This is a genomic window from Aquitalea sp. LB_tupeE (genome assembly GCF_013391415.1).
Taxonomy (GTDB): domain Bacteria; phylum Pseudomonadota; class Gammaproteobacteria; order Burkholderiales; family Chromobacteriaceae; genus Aquitalea.
The window spans coordinates 123,627-138,839 of the sequence record NZ_JACAXB010000034.1 but is presented as its reverse complement, the minus strand read 5'-3'; the positions used below and the strand labels follow the sequence as shown (position 1 = coordinate 138,839).

General features: G+C 59.0%; 18 protein-coding genes and 1 riboswitch. Of the genes, 10 read left to right on the top strand and 8 right to left on the bottom strand.

The features are described 5' to 3' along the window. The first annotated feature begins 221 nt into the window (after positions 1-221). The 3 genes from HWX34_RS18325 (at position 222) to HWX34_RS18315 (ending at position 3,160) form a co-directional block, all read left to right on the top strand. A complete protein-coding gene (locus HWX34_RS18325; protein WP_178973616.1) occupies positions 222-1,124 on the top strand; it encodes a LysR family transcriptional regulator in 903 nt (300 codons plus the stop codon). Positions 1,125-1,252: 128 nt separating this feature from the next. Beyond that, complete coding sequence (locus HWX34_RS18320; protein ID WP_178973615.1) at positions 1,253-2,296, top strand: ABC transporter substrate-binding protein; 1,044 nt, start codon at positions 1,253-1,255, stop codon at positions 2,294-2,296. 95 nt (positions 2,297-2,391) lie between these two features. Beyond that, a riboswitch (yybP-ykoY riboswitch) is annotated at positions 2,392-2,546 on the top strand. A gap of 23 nt (positions 2,547-2,569) precedes the next feature. Continuing rightward, positions 2,570-3,160, top strand: a complete 591-nt coding sequence (locus HWX34_RS18315; protein ID WP_218645248.1) for a TMEM165/GDT1 family protein — start codon at positions 2,570-2,572, stop codon at positions 3,158-3,160. Positions 3,161-3,244: 84 nt separating this feature from the next. Here HWX34_RS18315 and fliD (HWX34_RS18310) read toward each other — a convergent pair whose 3' ends face one another. Together fliD (HWX34_RS18310) and fliD (HWX34_RS18305) are read right to left on the bottom strand one after the other, a co-directional pair. After that, entirely contained in the window at positions 3,245-4,612 is a 1,368-nt protein-coding gene (gene fliD, locus HWX34_RS18310) for a flagellar filament capping protein FliD (RefSeq protein ID WP_178973613.1), read from the bottom strand. Positions 4,613-4,785: 173 nt separating this feature from the next. Beyond that, on the bottom strand, positions 4,786-6,243 hold the full coding sequence (fliD, locus tag HWX34_RS18305; protein WP_178973612.1) for a flagellar filament capping protein FliD: 1,458 nt from the start codon (positions 6,241-6,243) through the stop codon (positions 4,786-4,788). On the opposite strand from fliD (HWX34_RS18305), the gene HWX34_RS18300 reads away from it, so the two are divergent. Then, on the top strand, positions 6,227-6,439 hold the full coding sequence (locus HWX34_RS18300; protein WP_178973611.1) for a hypothetical protein: 213 nt from the start codon (positions 6,227-6,229) through the stop codon (positions 6,437-6,439). The two genes, fliD (HWX34_RS18305) and HWX34_RS18300, sit on opposite strands and share 17 nt — an antisense overlap. Positions 6,440-6,449: 10 nt before the next feature. On the opposite strand, the gene HWX34_RS18295 is transcribed toward HWX34_RS18300, so the two are convergent. Then, positions 6,450-7,733 (bottom strand): FAD-binding oxidoreductase, encoded by a 1,284-nt coding sequence (locus HWX34_RS18295; RefSeq protein ID WP_178973610.1) that lies wholly within the window; start codon positions 7,731-7,733, stop codon positions 6,450-6,452. A gap of 222 nt (positions 7,734-7,955) precedes the next feature. Further along, the gene (locus tag HWX34_RS18290; protein ID WP_178973609.1) at positions 7,956-8,192 is read right to left on the bottom strand and encodes a hypothetical protein; all 237 of its coding nucleotides are present in this window, start codon (positions 8,190-8,192) and stop codon (positions 7,956-7,958) included. A 304-nt stretch (positions 8,193-8,496) separates the two neighbouring features. Here HWX34_RS18290 and HWX34_RS18285 point away from each other — a divergent pair, with 304 nt between their 5' ends. The 3 genes from HWX34_RS18285 (at position 8,497) to HWX34_RS18275 (ending at position 11,478) form a co-directional block, all read left to right on the top strand. Next, positions 8,497-9,519 (top strand): transporter, encoded by a 1,023-nt coding sequence (locus HWX34_RS18285; RefSeq protein ID WP_178973608.1) that lies wholly within the window; start codon positions 8,497-8,499, stop codon positions 9,517-9,519. A gap of 140 nt (positions 9,520-9,659) precedes the next feature. Further along, the gene (locus HWX34_RS18280; protein WP_045847365.1) at positions 9,660-10,001 is read left to right on the top strand and encodes a zinc ribbon domain-containing protein YjdM; all 342 of its coding nucleotides are present in this window, start codon (positions 9,660-9,662) and stop codon (positions 9,999-10,001) included. A 121-nt stretch (positions 10,002-10,122) separates the two neighbouring features. Continuing rightward, positions 10,123-11,478 (top strand): MATE family efflux transporter, encoded by a 1,356-nt coding sequence (locus HWX34_RS18275; protein ID WP_178973607.1) that lies wholly within the window; start codon positions 10,123-10,125, stop codon positions 11,476-11,478. A 45-nt stretch (positions 11,479-11,523) separates the two neighbouring features. Here the strand turns inward: HWX34_RS18275 and HWX34_RS18270 are convergent, their stop codons facing one another. Both HWX34_RS18270 and HWX34_RS18265 read right to left on the bottom strand, forming a co-directional pair. Further along, positions 11,524-11,712, bottom strand: coding sequence for a hypothetical protein (locus HWX34_RS18270; protein WP_178973606.1), 189 nt, complete (start codon positions 11,710-11,712; stop codon positions 11,524-11,526). 71 nt (positions 11,713-11,783) lie between these two features. Then, positions 11,784-12,038 carry a hypothetical protein gene (locus tag HWX34_RS18265; protein ID WP_178973605.1) on the bottom strand — a complete coding sequence of 85 codons (255 nt, stop codon included), beginning with the start codon at positions 12,036-12,038 and terminating at the stop codon, positions 11,784-11,786. A 149-nt stretch (positions 12,039-12,187) separates the two neighbouring features. Between HWX34_RS18265 and HWX34_RS18260 the strand changes: the two genes are divergently transcribed. Together HWX34_RS18260 and HWX34_RS18255 are read left to right on the top strand one after the other, a co-directional pair. Further along, a complete protein-coding gene (locus tag HWX34_RS18260; protein ID WP_178973604.1) occupies positions 12,188-12,841 on the top strand; it encodes a YkgJ family cysteine cluster protein in 654 nt (217 codons plus the stop codon). 238 nt (positions 12,842-13,079) lie between these two features. Further along, positions 13,080-13,505, top strand: coding sequence for an EamA family transporter (locus tag HWX34_RS18255; protein WP_218645247.1), 426 nt, complete (start codon positions 13,080-13,082; stop codon positions 13,503-13,505). Between the two features lie 14 nt (positions 13,506-13,519). Here the strand turns inward: HWX34_RS18255 and HWX34_RS18250 are convergent, their stop codons facing one another. Then, the gene (locus HWX34_RS18250) at positions 13,520-13,759 is read right to left on the bottom strand and encodes a hypothetical protein (RefSeq protein WP_178973602.1); all 240 of its coding nucleotides are present in this window, start codon (positions 13,757-13,759) and stop codon (positions 13,520-13,522) included. Positions 13,760-13,849: 90 nt separating this feature from the next. After that, complete coding sequence (locus tag HWX34_RS18245; RefSeq protein WP_178973601.1) at positions 13,850-14,587, bottom strand: Crp/Fnr family transcriptional regulator; 738 nt, start codon at positions 14,585-14,587, stop codon at positions 13,850-13,852. A 97-nt stretch (positions 14,588-14,684) separates the two neighbouring features. Here HWX34_RS18245 and HWX34_RS18240 point away from each other — a divergent pair, with 97 nt between their 5' ends. After that, on the top strand, positions 14,685-15,194 hold the full coding sequence (locus HWX34_RS18240; protein WP_178973600.1) for a DUF962 domain-containing protein: 510 nt from the start codon (positions 14,685-14,687) through the stop codon (positions 15,192-15,194). Positions 15,195-15,213: the final 19 nt, after the last annotated feature.

Here is a 15,213-nt window from a genome sequence, read left to right as displayed (position 1 = left end):
CAAGCGTCTTTCCATGAAACCGCAGCGGGCGGTGTGGCGGCCAGGTAAGGGCCGTGCGTCAGTTTACTCTCCGGCCGTCAGGATTACTGTGGTCGGGCATTGTTTTTGCCTGTGTCTTGGGCAAGCTGGCTGGTGTGGTGTGTCGGTTGACAAGCTGAATCTAGCTTGCGACATTGAATACTGAAAATATTATTATTTTTTCTGCTGGATAGATAAATATTATGCAATATACCCTGCGGCAGCTGGCTTATCTGGTGGCGGTGGCTGACCACGGCAGTGTCACTGCGGCAGCCAATGCCTTGTATACCTCGCAGCCGGGCATTTCCAGTGCCATCGCCCAGCTGGAGGAGCAGTTCGGCCTGCAGTTTTTCATTCGCCATCATGCCAAAGGGGTGTCGCTGACGCCTGCCGGGCAGAGCTTTGTCGCGGCAGCGCGCAACCTGCTGGCGCATGCGGACGACCTTAGCCTGCATGCCTGCGCATTGAGCCAGTCCTTGCAGGGTGAGTTGCAGCTGGGCTGCTTCACCACCATCGCGTCTTTGTTCCTGCCGGGTTTGCTGGCGGCCATGCGCGATTCCTACCCGGATATCACGGTACAGCTGCACGAAGGGGATACCGGCCAGTTGCAGCAAGCGCTGCTCAGCGGTCAGACCGAGCTGGCCTTGCTGTACGACCTGGATCTGGCACCCAGCCTGTACCGGCAAACGCTGCAAACCGTCTTGCCCTATGTGGTGTTGCCTGCCAATCACCCGCTGGCTTCGCAAACGGCGGTGTCGCTGCATGATCTGGCCGACTTGCCCATGGTGTTGCTGGATTTGCCGCATAGCCGGGAATACTTTTTATCGGTATTCCGCCTGCATAATCTCGAGGCGCGGGTGCGCCACAAGACCGTGAGTTTTGAACTGGTGCGTGGACTGGTGGCAGCGGGCAATGGCTATGCACTATTGAATCTGCGCCCGCAAACCCGGCAGTCCTATGCCGGTGATGCCTTGGTCTACCTGCCGATTGTGGAGGACGTCCCGGCCTTGAATATCGTGCTGGCCTGGCCGCAGGAGCTGCGGTTGACCCGGCGCGCTGAGGCCTTTGTCTCGCTGTGCGAGCAGCGCATCAGCCGCTTGGGTTGAGCGCGGTTCTGGTAGATCGCAAAAACCGATGCAGTTGACAAGGTAAAGCTATTTTACCAATGCCCCGGGCTGTCCCTACAGTGTGCTTGCAGCCGCCCACCTGGCTGCGTCTCCTGTAAGGATTTGCCATGCCCACATTCAAGCATTGTCGTGTTGCAGCCATACTGGGCTGCGTATTGCTGAGCGCAATCGCCCAGGCTACCGAACTGACCGTGGTGTCGTTCGGTGGAGCCAACAAGGAAGCCCAGCAAAAAGCCTACTACCAGCCCTTTGCCGCCAGCAGCGGCATCAAGGTGGTGAGTGGCGATTACAACGGTGAAATGGCACGGGTGCGTGCCATGGTAGACAGCAAACGGGTGAGCTGGGACGTGCTGGATGTCGAATCGCCAGACTTGCTGCGCGGCTGTGACGAAGGCATGTTCGAAAAACTGGACTACCGCCGTATCATCAAGCCGGCCGAACTGCTGCCCGGTGCTGTCCAGGCCTGCGGCATGGCGGCCTACGCCTGGAGTACGGTGCTGGCCTATAACAGCGACAAGCTGAAAACCGCGCCGCGTTCCTGGGCTGATTTTTGGAATGTGAAAAAATACCCAGGTAAGCGCGCCTTGCGCAAAGGGGCCAAGTACACGCTGGAAATTGCCCTGATGGCAGACGGCGTGGCACCGCAAGATGTGTACAAGGTGCTCAATACCCCGGCGGGTTTGAATCGTGCTTTTGCCAAGCTGGATCAACTCAAGCCTTATATCCAGTGGTGGGAGGCCGGTGCCCAGCCCGCACAATATCTGGCCGCCGGGGATGTGGTGATGAGCTCGGCCTATAACGGTCGCATCAGCGCGGCGCAGAAGGAAGGCGGCAAACAGCTGCAAATGGTGTGGGACGGTAATATCTACGATTACGACTACTGGACCATCCCCAAGGGCAGTGCCAATCTGGATGCGGCCTACAAGTTTCTGGCCTTTGTCAGTCAGCCCGGAGCCCAAGCCGAATACGTGAAAGGTATCAGCTACGGCGTCAGTCACCGCAAGGCGGCGGCACTGATCGACAAGGGCATACTGGACAATCTGCCAACTGCCCCCAAAAACCTGAAGCAGGGCGTGGCGATAGATAGCAGCTTCTGGGTGGATCACGGTGAAAGCCTGGAGCAGCGTTTCAACGCCTGGGCCGCGCGCTAAGCCCTTGTGTTGTCATGCAGCGGTCGGCCTGGCTGGCCCTGCATGGTAAAAAACGGGACAAGGGGCTTGTCAAATGGCATGGCTCGTTTACAATGCCACCCGTCATCAGGGAGTAGCCGCCCTCCGAATGCGAGAGGGACGTGTGTCAACAGACTTGCCGGTTCCGGCATGGCACACGTGGTCCGAGACTTGGCGAGACTTTTGACCGTAATGCTCTGCATGGCCGGGACGCATTGCGGTCACTCGTATTCGCGTCCCGGCCATGGAGAACACTTGATGCAGTCTTTTCTGGTATCCACCGGTGTCGTAGCCCTGGCCGAAATCGGCGACAAGACCCAACTGCTTTCCCTGATTCTGGCGGCGCGTTACCGCAAGCCTGTTCCCATCATTCTCGGCATTTTGCTGGCCACGCTGGTCAATCATGCCGGTGCCGGTGGTGTGGGGGCCTGGCTGTCCACCGCGCTCAGTCCCAATATCCTCAACTGGACTGTCGTTGCTTCCTTTGCCCTGATGGCGGGCTGGATTTTGATTCCCGACAAGCTGGATGAGGGTGAAATCGTCATGCCCAAACGGCAGATGGGCGTGTTCGCCACCACCGTGTTTGCCTTTTTCCTGGCGGAAATGGGCGACAAGACCCAGGTGGTGACCATTGCGCTGGCGGCGCGCTTTCATGACTTCCTGCCGGTGGTGGCTGGCACCACATTGGGCATGATGCTGGCCAACGTGCCGGTCATCTACCTGGGTAGCCGTTTTGCCGACCGCCTGCCCACCAAGGCAGTGCATATTGTTGCATCGCTGATTTTTGTGGTGCTGGGTGCGCTGGCACTGACCAATGCCATCAACGGCACACCGTTGTTGGGCTGATTTGTCAGTCATTGATACCTGTAAATGAAAAACGCCACCCGGTGCTGCCGAGGTGGCGTTTTTCATGGCCAGTAGGAAGCCGTATCAGGCCAGTAGCCCGGCGAGGTTGCTGGTGGATTGCTGCATTTGCGCCAGCGTGGCATTCAGCGTGGTGTATTGCTGCAGATAGGATGCGCGCAATGCGTCCAGATTGGTCTGGATTTCGGTCTGGTGGCTGGTTTCGTCAGTAATGCTCTGGTTCAGGTCGTTCTGTTTGGTCACAACAATGCCAGTCGGTCCCAGTAAATTATTGATGGTGCTGTTGAAGCGGTCGGCAAAGCCGGTGCTGCTACTGTTGCCAAACAGATTGGCCACCGCGCTGGGGTTGCTGGTGAGTGCCTTGTTGAAGGCGGTCTGATCCAGTGCCAGCGTGCCGTCCTTTTGCAGGCTGATGCCCACTTGTGACAGATAAGCGAATGATGTGGTGGCATCCACTCCGGTTACCTGGGTTTGCAGTACCGAGGTGAGCTGATCCTGAATGGACAGCAGCGAGTCATCGCCTTTCATGTCGCCATTGAAGGCACTGTTCACTGTGCTTTGCACCTTGTTGTAGGCATCGACGAAGCCTTGCAGGGTGGTGGCAATGCCGGAAGTGTCCTGGCTCATGCCTATGGTGACTTGTCCGGCTTTTTCCAGATTGATCGACGCACCATTGATGACGCCGGTGAGGGTGTTGCTGCTGGAAGAAACATTGACGCCATTGACCGTGAGTAGGGCGTCGCTGGCGGCAAACGACTCGGTGGCCGCCGTGCTGCTTTGTTGCAGTCCGGCCAGGGTGTTGCCGCTGGTATTGCCGCTGTCAGTGCCGCCGGATGTCAGGCTGAAGGCATTGGCCGAGCCGGAGTTGGCCGAGGCGATCACCAGCGAGTAATTGCCGTTGTACTGCACGATGGAGGCATTGACCCCGGCATTGGCTGAATTGATGGCGTCGGAGATGTTCTGCAGGCTTTCACCGCCGCTGCCGCCATTGTTCAGCTTTACCGTGGTGCTGGTGCCAGCCACGCTGAATGTCAGCGAGGACGGCACCCCGCTAATGGCGGTGGTCGCGCTGGTAATGGGCTGGCCGCTGCTGTTTTCATCGAAAACCAGTTGGCGGGATTGCGCCAGTTTGCTCACATTCAACTGGTAACTGCCGGCAATGCCGCCGGTGCTGGTGCTGACCGAGGCAATGGTGCTGTCGGAACTTGTCGCCTTGAAGGTTTGCAGGAAGGCACCGGACGACAGGTTGCTGACCGAGGTTTGCAGCGCGGACAGGGCAGAGCTGATCTGGCCCATGTCACTCAGGTCGGTCTTGTAGGTGGACACCTTGTTCTGGCTGTCGGTCAGAGGCTGCTGCTCCACGCTCATCAGCTGACTGACAATGGACTGTACGTCCAGCGGACCGGCGGTGGTGGTGATGGATGCTGAACTCATGCTGTTCTCCTTGCTGCCCGCAGGCAAACAAACCCGCCTTGTGCGGCTTTGTTTGCATTATCGGGCTGAAGGAGGGCGGACTTGATGGCAAACCCTGGTTAAAAGTTGTTGCCAACTGTTAAATCTGTCACACACTGTCAAACAAGCTGCTTGTCCGTATGCTGCTGTGCGGATTAGCCACTATTCGAACCAGAGGACGAGCCGGCAGCGCTGACCCCAGCCATCAGCCCGGACAGGTTGCTGGTGGATTGCTGCATCTTGGCCAGCGTGGCATTGAGCGTGGTGTACTGGTGCAGATAATTAGCCTGTTTGTCGCTCAGCTTGGTTTGTAACTGTGTCTGGTGCGTGGTTTCGTCGGTGACATTCTGGTTCAGATCATGTTGCTTGGTCATGATGATTCCCGTTGGTCCCAGCAGATTATTGATGGTGGTGTTAAAGCGGTCGGCAAAGCCGCTATTGCTGCTGTTGCCGAATAAATTGGCCACGGCAGCGGGCTTGCTGCTCAGCGCCTTGGTGAAAGCGGTTTGGTCCAGCGACAAGGTGCCGTCCTTCTGGATGGCAATGCCCACCTGGGACAGATAGGCATAGGAAGTGACCGGGTCGGCCCCGCTGACCGGCGTTTGCAGTACGCTGGCAAGCTGGTTGCGGATGGAGGTTAGTGCCGCATCGCCCTTCATGCTGCCGCTGGCTGCACTGTCCAGTGCGCCTTGCACCTTGTTGTAGGCATCGACAAAACCTTGCAGCTTGCTGGCTATGCTGCTGTTGTCCTGTGCCATGCTGATGCTGGCTTCGCCGGTTTTTTGCAGGCTGAGGGTGGCGCCGCCAATCACATCACTCACGGTATTGCTGCTGGCGGAAACATAGACGCCATTGACTGTGAGCGAGGCATCGGTGGCGTCATTCGATTCGCTGACGGCAGTGTCGCTTTGCTGCAGGCCGGCCAGGGTGTTGCTGCTGTTTTCGGTCAGGCTGCTGTCGGTTCCGCCGCTGGTGATGCTGAACGCCTTGTCCGAGCCCGATTCCGCCGCAGCAATCACCAGTGAGTAATTGCCCTTGTATTTCACGATGGAGGCATTGACTCCGGCATTGGCGGCGTTGATCTTGTCGGCGATATCTTGCAGGGTGACGCTGGCGGGCGTGCTGCTGGTGGTGGTGCCATCACTGTTGGTGACTGTGCTGACCGGGTCGCGCAATTGCACGGTAGTGCTATTGCCGCCTACCTCGAAGGTCAGGGCGTCAGGTGCATTGCTCAGGGCTGTGCTGGTGCTGGTGATCGCTTGTCCGTCTGCGCCGGTGTCAAAGACCAGCTGGCGCGGCTTGGCCAGCTCATCAACGCTTAACAGGTAATTGCCGGGTACGCCGCTGCCATTGGTGTCCACCGTGGCAACGGTGGGGTCCGAACTGCTGGCCTTCAAGGTATGCAGAAAACTGGTGGAAGACAGGCCATTGACGGCAGTTTGCAAGCCCGACAGGGCCGAACTGACCTGGCCGATGTCGCTGAGCTTGCTGTTGAAGGTTTTCAGCTTGCTCTGGCTGGTGGTGAGTGGCTGTTTTTCCACCGTCATCAATTGTGTGACGATGTTTTGCACATCGAGCGGACCCGCTGAGGTGGTGATGGATGCGCTGCTCATCTGCTCTTGCTCTGCCTTCCCTGTCTTGATGAGTGAGCATGACGGAATCATGCCCTTGGCGCGTATTATCTCCGAGGCGGGCGGTGCTTCGCGCGGCAAGACAAGTCAAACAATGTTTGCTTTTGCAAACAAGGTTAATAACAGTAAATATCAGGCAAAGAAAAAGGGCTGCTTGTTGGCAGCCCTAGATTACTGAGGAATTTTCTTCAAATGCCCAGCTTGTCGCGCAGCGAGTAATACCAGGCACCCATGGCGGTAAACGGAACCCGCAACAGGGTGCCGCCAGGGAAGGGATAGTGCGGCAAGGTGGCAAAAGCATCAAACCGCTCGGCCTGGCCGCGCAGTGCCTCGGCCAGAATCTTGCCGGCCAGATGGGTGTAAGTCACACCGTGACCGCTGCAGCCTTGCGAGTAGTAAATATTGTCACCAATGCGGCCCACTTGCGGCAGGCGCGACAGCGTCAGCAGGAAGTTGCCGGTCCAGGCGTAGTCAATCTTTACATTGGCCAGTTGCGGGAACACTTTCAGCATCTTCGGCCGGATGATGGCTTCGATATTGGCCGGATCGCGTGCGCCGTACACCACGCCCCCGCCAAAAATCAGCCGCTTGTCTTCGCTCAGGCGGTAGTAGTCCAGCAGGTAGTTACAGTCTTCCACGCAGTAGTCCTGCGGCAGCAGGCTGGCAGCCAGTTCGTCGCTCAGGGGTTCGGTGGTGATGACCTGCGTGCCGCAAGGCATGGATTTGGCAGCCAGTTCCGGTAGCAGATTGCCCAGGTAGGCATTGCCGGCCACGATCAGGAACCTGGCCTTGACCCGGCCTTGCGGGGTGGTTACCACTGGCTGCTGGCCGCGTTCGATGCTGAGGGCGGGCGATTGTTCGTAGATGACGCCACCCAGTTGTTCTACCGCAGCGGCTTCGCCCAGTGCCAGGTTCAGCGGGTGGATGTGGCCGCCACTCATGTCCAGCATGCCGCCGATGTATTGGTCGGTTGCCACGATGCCGCGCATCTCATCCTTGCCCAGCAGCTGCAGTTGCTTGTGGCCGTAACGTTCCCATAATGCCTTTTGTGATCGCAAATGCCCCATCTGCTTTTCACTCAGGGCGGCAAATACGCCGCCATCTTTCAGTGCGCAGTCGATATGGTATTTGGCAATGCGTTCGCGGATGATGCGGCCACCTTCAAAGGCCATATCACCCAGCAGCCTGGCCTGCTTGCTGCCAACACTGCGTTCGATCACATCAATGTCGCGACTGTAGCTGTTGACGATCTGGCCACCATTGCGGCCGGATGCGCCAAAACCAACCTTGGCGGCCTCCAGTACGGTAACCTTAAAGCCGTTTTCCAGCAGGAAAATGGCGGTGGAAAGACCGGTATAGCCTGCACCGATGATGCAGATGTCGGTTTCGATATCGCCTTGCAGTGCCGGACGGGACGGGGCCGGTTTGGCAGAGGCGGCATAGTAGGATTCTGGGTAGCTGGTTTGTGGCATTTCGTTAAACTTTTTCGTTTAATATTTTGCACATGCCAGACGATTCTAGCCTAGACCTTCCATGCTTGCCAAATGATTTGATCAAATAATGTATTGTGCTGTTGCCGATTGTGCCGGGTGCACGTCCGGCTAAATGCGCGGGCGGGAGGGGAATGGCTGACGGGGACGCTTGTATCCGTGGAAATGGACAGGGCGCTTGCCGTGGCAAGCACCCTGTGTGGCTTACTTGCTGGAGTCTTCGCGCTTACCAATGTTTTTCTTGGACTGCGTGCTTGCGGCCGAGCTGGCCTGCTTGTGTTTCTGGTGTTTCTTTTTCTTGGCTTCCTGTTTCTTGATCTTTGCCTGGTCAGCTTCCCAGGCTTTTACCTCGCTGGCGGTCGGTTGTTCCTGGTGCAGCTTGTTGGCCAGCGCAGGAGTGGCAATCAGGGTGGCGATGATGGCAAGAGCGGAGAATTTCATGTGATGATCCTCGACTGGTATCAGTTCTGGGTGTTGTTGTTCACGATTGAACGTGTGCCAGTCTAAGAATTATCCAAAGAGCCATTAACCGGGTTATTCCTGATTGAACTGATTATTTATCCTGTTGAGCTATAAGAATTTTCACGGAATGCTAGGGCGCCTAGCGTAGTGAGGAGCTGGCCCGCTGCTTGGATTGTCACCGGATTGTCGTCAAGGACGGGCTGGGCTGATGATATGCTTGCCCGCGGTTCTGGGCCGTGCCACGGGCCGCTGTATGTCCCTTATCCGGAGAGAGAAGTTAGCAATGAGCCTGTCGATTGCCTGTGCAAGTTATGGTGCTGATCAGGTTGGCCTGATCAGCGGATTTCGTTTTTTGCCCGGCCAGGCAGGGGAAGCAATTGGTTCGGAACAGGCGCTGCAGTTTCTGCAGGATACATCGCCTGCCGCCGAGGGCTTTGTCTGGTTGCATTTCAATCTGGCACATGCGGCTTGCGAGCGCTGGATTCGCGCCAATCTGTCCCTGCCGGAGGGCTTTGCCGAAATGCTGCATGCTGGCGGCGGGTCCACGCGCATTGAAGCGGTAGATGGCATGCTGCTGGCCGTCATTAATGATGTGGCGCTGGGTTTTGGCGTGGTGACTTCCGATGTGGCCACGCTGTGGGTGGCGGCAGGTAGCCGCTTGCTGGTGACTGCCCGGGTTCGTCCGCTGCGCTCGGTGGACCGCTTGCGCGCGGCGGTAAAAGCGGGGGAGGTGTTTCCGTCGGCACGCTCGCTGTTATTCCACCTGATGCAGGATCAAGCCGATGTGATGGCGGCGATTGTGCGGGAGTCCAGTCGCAAGGTGGATCACGTCGAGGATAGGCTGCTGGCCGAACACTTACAGGACCATCGAGCCGAACTTTCCGGCATGCGGCGTACCCTGGTGCGTATGCAGCGGCTGCTGGCACCCGAACCCGGAGCCCTGTTTCGCCTGCTGAACCGGCCACCGGCCTGGCTGGCCGAGCCGGATGTGCAGGCGCTGCGCGAGTCCACCGAAGAGTTTTCGCTGGTGCTAAACGACCTGGCTACGCTGGTGGAACGCATCAAGCTGCTGCAAGAAGAACTGGCCGCCAAACTGAACGAGCAGACCAACCGCACCTTGTTCACACTGACTATGGTCACGGTGCTGGCGCTACCCATCAATATCGTGGCCGGTTTTTTCGGCATGAATGTGGGTGGCGTGCCGTTGGCCAATCATCCGCATGGTTTTTGGGTGCTGGTGGTACTGGTGGCCAGCTTTACCCTGCTGGCCGGGTGGTGGGCCTTCCGGCGACAGGCTCCGCGTTGAGGCAATGACACCGGTCGGAACATTGACCCTGCTGTCAACAGGTGAACTTGATGGCGTACTGGCGTACAATGACCGGCTTTTGTGCCATTTGCCGGTGGTGAATGGTGTTGATTCAGTCTGATTTTTTAGCAAGGTACAGCATGAGCGGTTTGCCCAATTGTCCCCAGTGTGGTTCCCAGTTCACCTATGAAGACGGCGCCATGCTGGTATGTCCGGAGTGCGCACACGAATGGTCGGCTCAGGCCGAAGCGGCTGGCGAAGAGCAGGGCCGTGAAGTGCGCGATGCCAATGGCAATCTGCTGCAGGATGGTGATACCGTCACCGTCATCAAGGACCTGAAAGTGAAGGGTTCGTCATTGGTGGTGAAGGTGGGCACCAAGGTCAAGAACATCCGTCTGGTGGATGGCGATCATGACATCGACTGCAAGATCGATGGCATCGGTGCCATGGGTTTGAAATCCGAATTCGTCAAAAAAGCCTGAGTCAGCGGTTTTTCTGGTAAAAAGCACCCCTTTCAGCGGGTGCTTTTTTCATGGGCCGCACATGGCAGCTGCCGCAGCAGACTGCGCTTTGCTACCATGCACCTTTACCCGAGCGTCCCTCATGCATGTCGTCGAGCAGTCATACCACGCCCCCTCCACCCGTCAACTGATTGCCTTTGCCATACCGGTGATGCTGGCCGCGCTGGCCACCCCCCTGATGGGATTGGTGGATAGTGCGGTACTGGGGCGACTTGGCAGCCCGCTGGCGTTGGCAGCCGTCGCCGTGGGTGGCAGCATTTTCACCGTGCTGTACTGGTGCTTCAGTTTTCTGCGTTTTACCACCACCGGTCTGGTGGCGCAGGCCACGGGTCAGCAAAGCCCGGAAGCGGTAGTGCTGGCCGGCTTAAGGCCGATGCTGGCGGCCTTGCTGGGTGGCCTGGGCCTGTTGTTGCTGCATCAACCCTTGTTGTGGCTTTCATTGCATTTTCTGGCTCCGCCGCCCGATGTGGCCGGGCTTACCCGCGACTACTACGCTGCCCGCATCTGGTCGGCCCCGTTTACCTTGTTGTCTTATGCGCAGTTTGCCTGGTTGCTGGGTCTGGGGCAGTCGCGCCAGGTGATGGTGCTGCAAGTACTGATGAATGTGCTCAACGCTGTTCTGGCGGTGCTGCTGGTCAGCGTGCTGGGCTGGGGCGTGGCCGGTGCCGGCTGGGCTACCGCCATTGCCGAGGCTGTGGGCAGCATGCTGGCGGCGCGCATCATGTTGCGCCATGTGGCGTGGCCGCGTTGGCGTCAGGCCTTGGCGCGTGTCGGTGGCGGTGCGGCATGGAAGCAATTGTTTGCTGCTAATCTGGACATCATGCTGCGTACCTTGCTGCTGACACTGGCCTTTGCCTTGATGACGCGTAGTGCCGCGCAGCTGGGCAGCCTCACCCTGGCTGCCAATCAGTTGCTGCTGCAGGCCTTCATGGTGTGCGTCAGCTTGCTGGATGGCTTTGCCGTTGCGGCCGAGGTGCATGGCGCACATGCCATTGGCGCACAAAGCCGAAGCGGATTAAGACTGGTGGTGCGGCGCTGCGCCTGGCTGTCACTGGCCTGGAGCAGCCTGCTGGCGCTGGGCATGGCTTTGCTCGGCCTGGTGTATCTGCCCATGATGACCCCGGATGCGCAGTTGCAGCAGTTGGCAGCGCGGTACTGGCCGTGGCTGGTGCTGCTGCCGCCGGTGTGCATCTGGGCTTTCTTCTGGGACGGGGTGTTCATGGGTGCCATGCGCACCGCTGTACTACGCAATGGCATGTTGTTGAGCTTTGCTGCCTACGTGCCCGCGCTGTGGCTGTTGCAGCCGCGGCTGGGCAATCACGGCATCTGGGCCGCGCTATTGGTGCTGATGGCCATGCGCGGTGTGTTGCTGACCCTGGCTTGGCCAGGTTTAAGGGATAGTGTGTCAGAGCGGCAAACTGTCTCGACCCTGTCTTGAGAGTGTAAAACCCCGCCCGTCATGCGCCGGGCAGGGCGTCTGGCTTCAGGCGGTGGTATTGATGCGATTGCCGATGGTGGCGCTGATGGCGCGCGGTGCAGCCGCTTCGACAGCAGACGTGCTGCCATCATTGTCACCATCCTTGTCACGGGTTGCGCTGGGCTGCGGCGCAGCAGTACTACGGGTGACAGGGTAGGGAGCGCTGCTGAGCGCCGGATTGAACGACAGTGACATGTGAACTCTCCAGAAAGGGGACCATTCCCCATGCTGATGTTGGCAGGAGAGGCTTAAGCAAATCTTAAGTTTCAGCGACGGCCCAACATGGCTTGCAACTGATTGACCGTTTCATGACGCAGCCCGTGCGGTTGCAGGCTGGCAATCAGTTCGCACAACTGGTTGAACACAGCCCGGCCCGGTGTGCTCAGCCGGTGCAGGTCGGCCAGGCCCAGCTCTCCGCATTGGTAGGCTGAACCCAGCAGCAGGGCAAGTTCGGCCAGCATGGCGCGGTCCGGGGCTTGCTCAAGGGAATTGATCAGGCGGATGATTTCTGCTTCTGTCATATTGGAACAATCGTTTGAATGCCATAGGCAGCAGTGTAATACCGGGCCAGAGCGCTGGCATGTGACAAGCGCATGGCGGATGATCATGATCAAACGGGAAGCATTTCGCTCCGGCATACGCTGGCGGCAACACAGAAAAGAGGGCAGGCATGCAGTTGGGTGAACAGGAGCAGGCGGCACTGAAAGCCTCGATTGTCCAGGTTGGCCAGCGGGTGGCGCGGGAGTTGGGCGAGCGCCCGGAACTGGAGCAAGCACTGCACATGGTGGGCTTTTTGCATGCCGCCATCGACAAGACGGTTGCCCAGGCAGCTCTGCGCGGCCAAGCACCTGCCTGTCAGGCGGGCTGCGCCAGCTGCTGTCATTTGCGGGTGGAGGTAAGCCCTGTCGAAGCGCTGCGCCTGGCAGGCTGCCTGCAAGACTGGCCTGAGGCGCGGCGTCAGGACTTGCTGCAACGCCTGCGTCTGCGGCTGGCCCTACTGGAAAATGCCAGGGAGCCTGCCCCGCGCTTGCCTTGCGTATTCCTGCAAGACAACATGTGCAGCATTTACCCGTGGCGACCGGCAAACTGTCGCAAAGCACATTCCTTCTCGGCGGCAGATTGTCAGCAAGGTGCAGTACATATTCAGCAGGATTTGGCCATCACCCTGGCAGCGGAAGCCTTGCAGGCCGGTACGGCGCAGGGGTATCGGCAGGCAGGCCTGTCGATGGCACCGCTGGAACTTACCCATGGCTTGCTGTGGGCGCTGGAGCAGCCATCGGCCGGAGAGCTCTGGCTGGACGGTAAGGATGTGCCGCCGCTTTAACGCATGCGCAGGATATTCTTGATCAGGCGCGGCTGTAGCGGGTTAAGCGTTTTGCTTTCCTGATGATGACCGGCCTGTAAGGCAAGCAGCAACAAGACCAGTAGACTGACGGATTTTGCCGATGTCATGGCGGGTGGGGTGTTGAAATGATGAACCGGCCGTAGTCTACGCCGCTCATCACCATCCGGCCAGACTGTCATGCGGATAAAACAAGTTATTTAATGTGAGGATGAAAACAATGGATGGCTGGTTGCCATGGGCCTTGTTGTCCGCCGTATTTGCCGCGCTGACCGCCATTCTGGCCAAGGCTGGTTTGCGCCAGGTTGATGCAGATCTGGCCACGCTGATCCGCACCGGCATCATTGCGCTGGTGCTGTCGGCTTTTGTCTGGCTGACCGGTAAGTGGCGCAACCCTTTGCAGCTGCCGGGCCAGACCTGGTTGTTTCTTGGCCTGTCCGGGCTGGCAACCGGAGCATCCTGGGTGTGTTACTTCCGAGCCTTGCAGTTGGGCGAAGCCAGCAAGGTGGCACCGGTGGACAAGCTCAGCCTGGTGCTGGTAGCCGTGTTTGCCGTGCTGTTTCTGGGCGAGCGCCCCGGTTTGCGGGAATGGCTGGGTATTGGTTTGGTGGCGCTGGGGGTGCTGGTGCTGGCTATCCGCCGTTAGCCATCCGGGCCGTCTCAGGCGGGTTGCAGTTCCTGTGCCTGCTGTTCCAGCAGCCATTCGTAAAATGCCTGATCCAGCAACCAGGCATTCTCGCCTTGGCGCAGAATCCACATCGGGCCACCACAGGGGCCGGTACAGCGGCCGACAATATCGTATACCCCGGCCGGAATGCGTCTGACGGATTCGAAGTCTGGCAGGACTAGGCCAGGCAGGCTGTTGTGGGCGTTGATGGTGAGCAAGGGCATCGTGGACAAAGAAATCCCACGCCTGGCGTGGGAAAAGAGTCGTCTACAAAGGAGGAGGGGCAACCTTACCTTTTTGTAGCGTGTGCGTCATCGGGGCTTTTACTTATTGCCTGGCGTGCTGCCGGATAATTCCTGATGTTGGTGGGCCATTTTTTGCAAGCCCGGCAGGTCGACAATTTCCACCACCCCACGGCGCAAGCGCAGCAGCCCGGCGGCAGAGAGTGCTTGCAGCTGCTGGTTTACCGTCTGCCGCGACAGCGCCAGCATGGCCGCCAGCCGGGTTTGCGACAGCGGCAGTTCGCGCAGGGTGCTGCCCTGCAATGCACCGTAACTATTACTCATCTGCAACAGCCGTCGTGCCAGCCGTGGGCCGGGCGGCAGCAGCATCAGGTCTTCCATGGCAATAAATGAAGCGCGTACCTTCTGACTGAGCAGCCGGCCCAGGTCGCGCCAGTACTGTGGCTGAGCGGCCAGCAGCGCCAGCAACGGTGCTTGTGGCACATGCACCAGGGTGACGGTGCTGTCTGTCCAGGCATCGTGGGTGCGGCTGGCGGCATCAAACAGGGCAATTTCACCAAACCACTGCGGTGGAGCCAGCACGGCAGCAATGGCTTCCTGACCGCTGGCATCACTGCCGCTGATTCTTACCAGCCCCTCGGCCAGGCCGTACAGGCCGTCAGCGGTATCGCCACGGGCAAACAGCCGCTGGCCGGCAGGCAGCACTCGCAGCCGGGCATGCTGTTGCAGCCAGTGCTGCAAGTCCGCTGGCAGGGACTGGAACCAGCTGCTACTACAGAGGGAGGCGGGCAAGCTGGCGCTGCCTGATGACTGGGACATGATATCTCCGTGCTATGTCGGCTGGCTGACACTGCAAAAACGCATTCTGCCTGATGATGCAGGGCTTGTGCCGCTGACAACAACAAGGAGGAACATCATGAGCACCTTGCCGCAGCAACTGGCTGCATATGCCGCCTACCATCGTGACTGGCGCAATATCGCCACCCATTTTGTCGGAATCCCGGCCATTGTTCTGTCCAGTGCCAGCCTGCTGTCGCGCCCGGCCTGGCCAGTGGCCGGACTGGCCCTGTCGCCGGCCGTAGTGCTGGCAGGTTTGCTGGCGCTGTACTACCTGCGGCTGGATCGCCGCTTTGGCCTGCTGATGACACTGTTGCTAGGCTTGGTGCTGCTGGCCGGCGCACGCATGGCGGTGTTGCCGGATGGTGAATGGTTGTGGCTGAGCGTGAGCGGCTTTGTGCTCGGCTGGGTGTTCCAGCTGGTGGGCCATGTGTGGGAGGGCCGCAAACCGGCCTTTATCGACGATGTCCGCGGCCTGGCCATCGGTCCCTTGTTCATCGTGTTCGAGCTGCTGGTATTGCTGGGTGCTTGCCGTCAGCTGGCGGGGCAGGTGCAGGCACTGCACACACCGCCAGCAGGTCAGGCTTGAAGCTGTTCTGCCAGGCCTG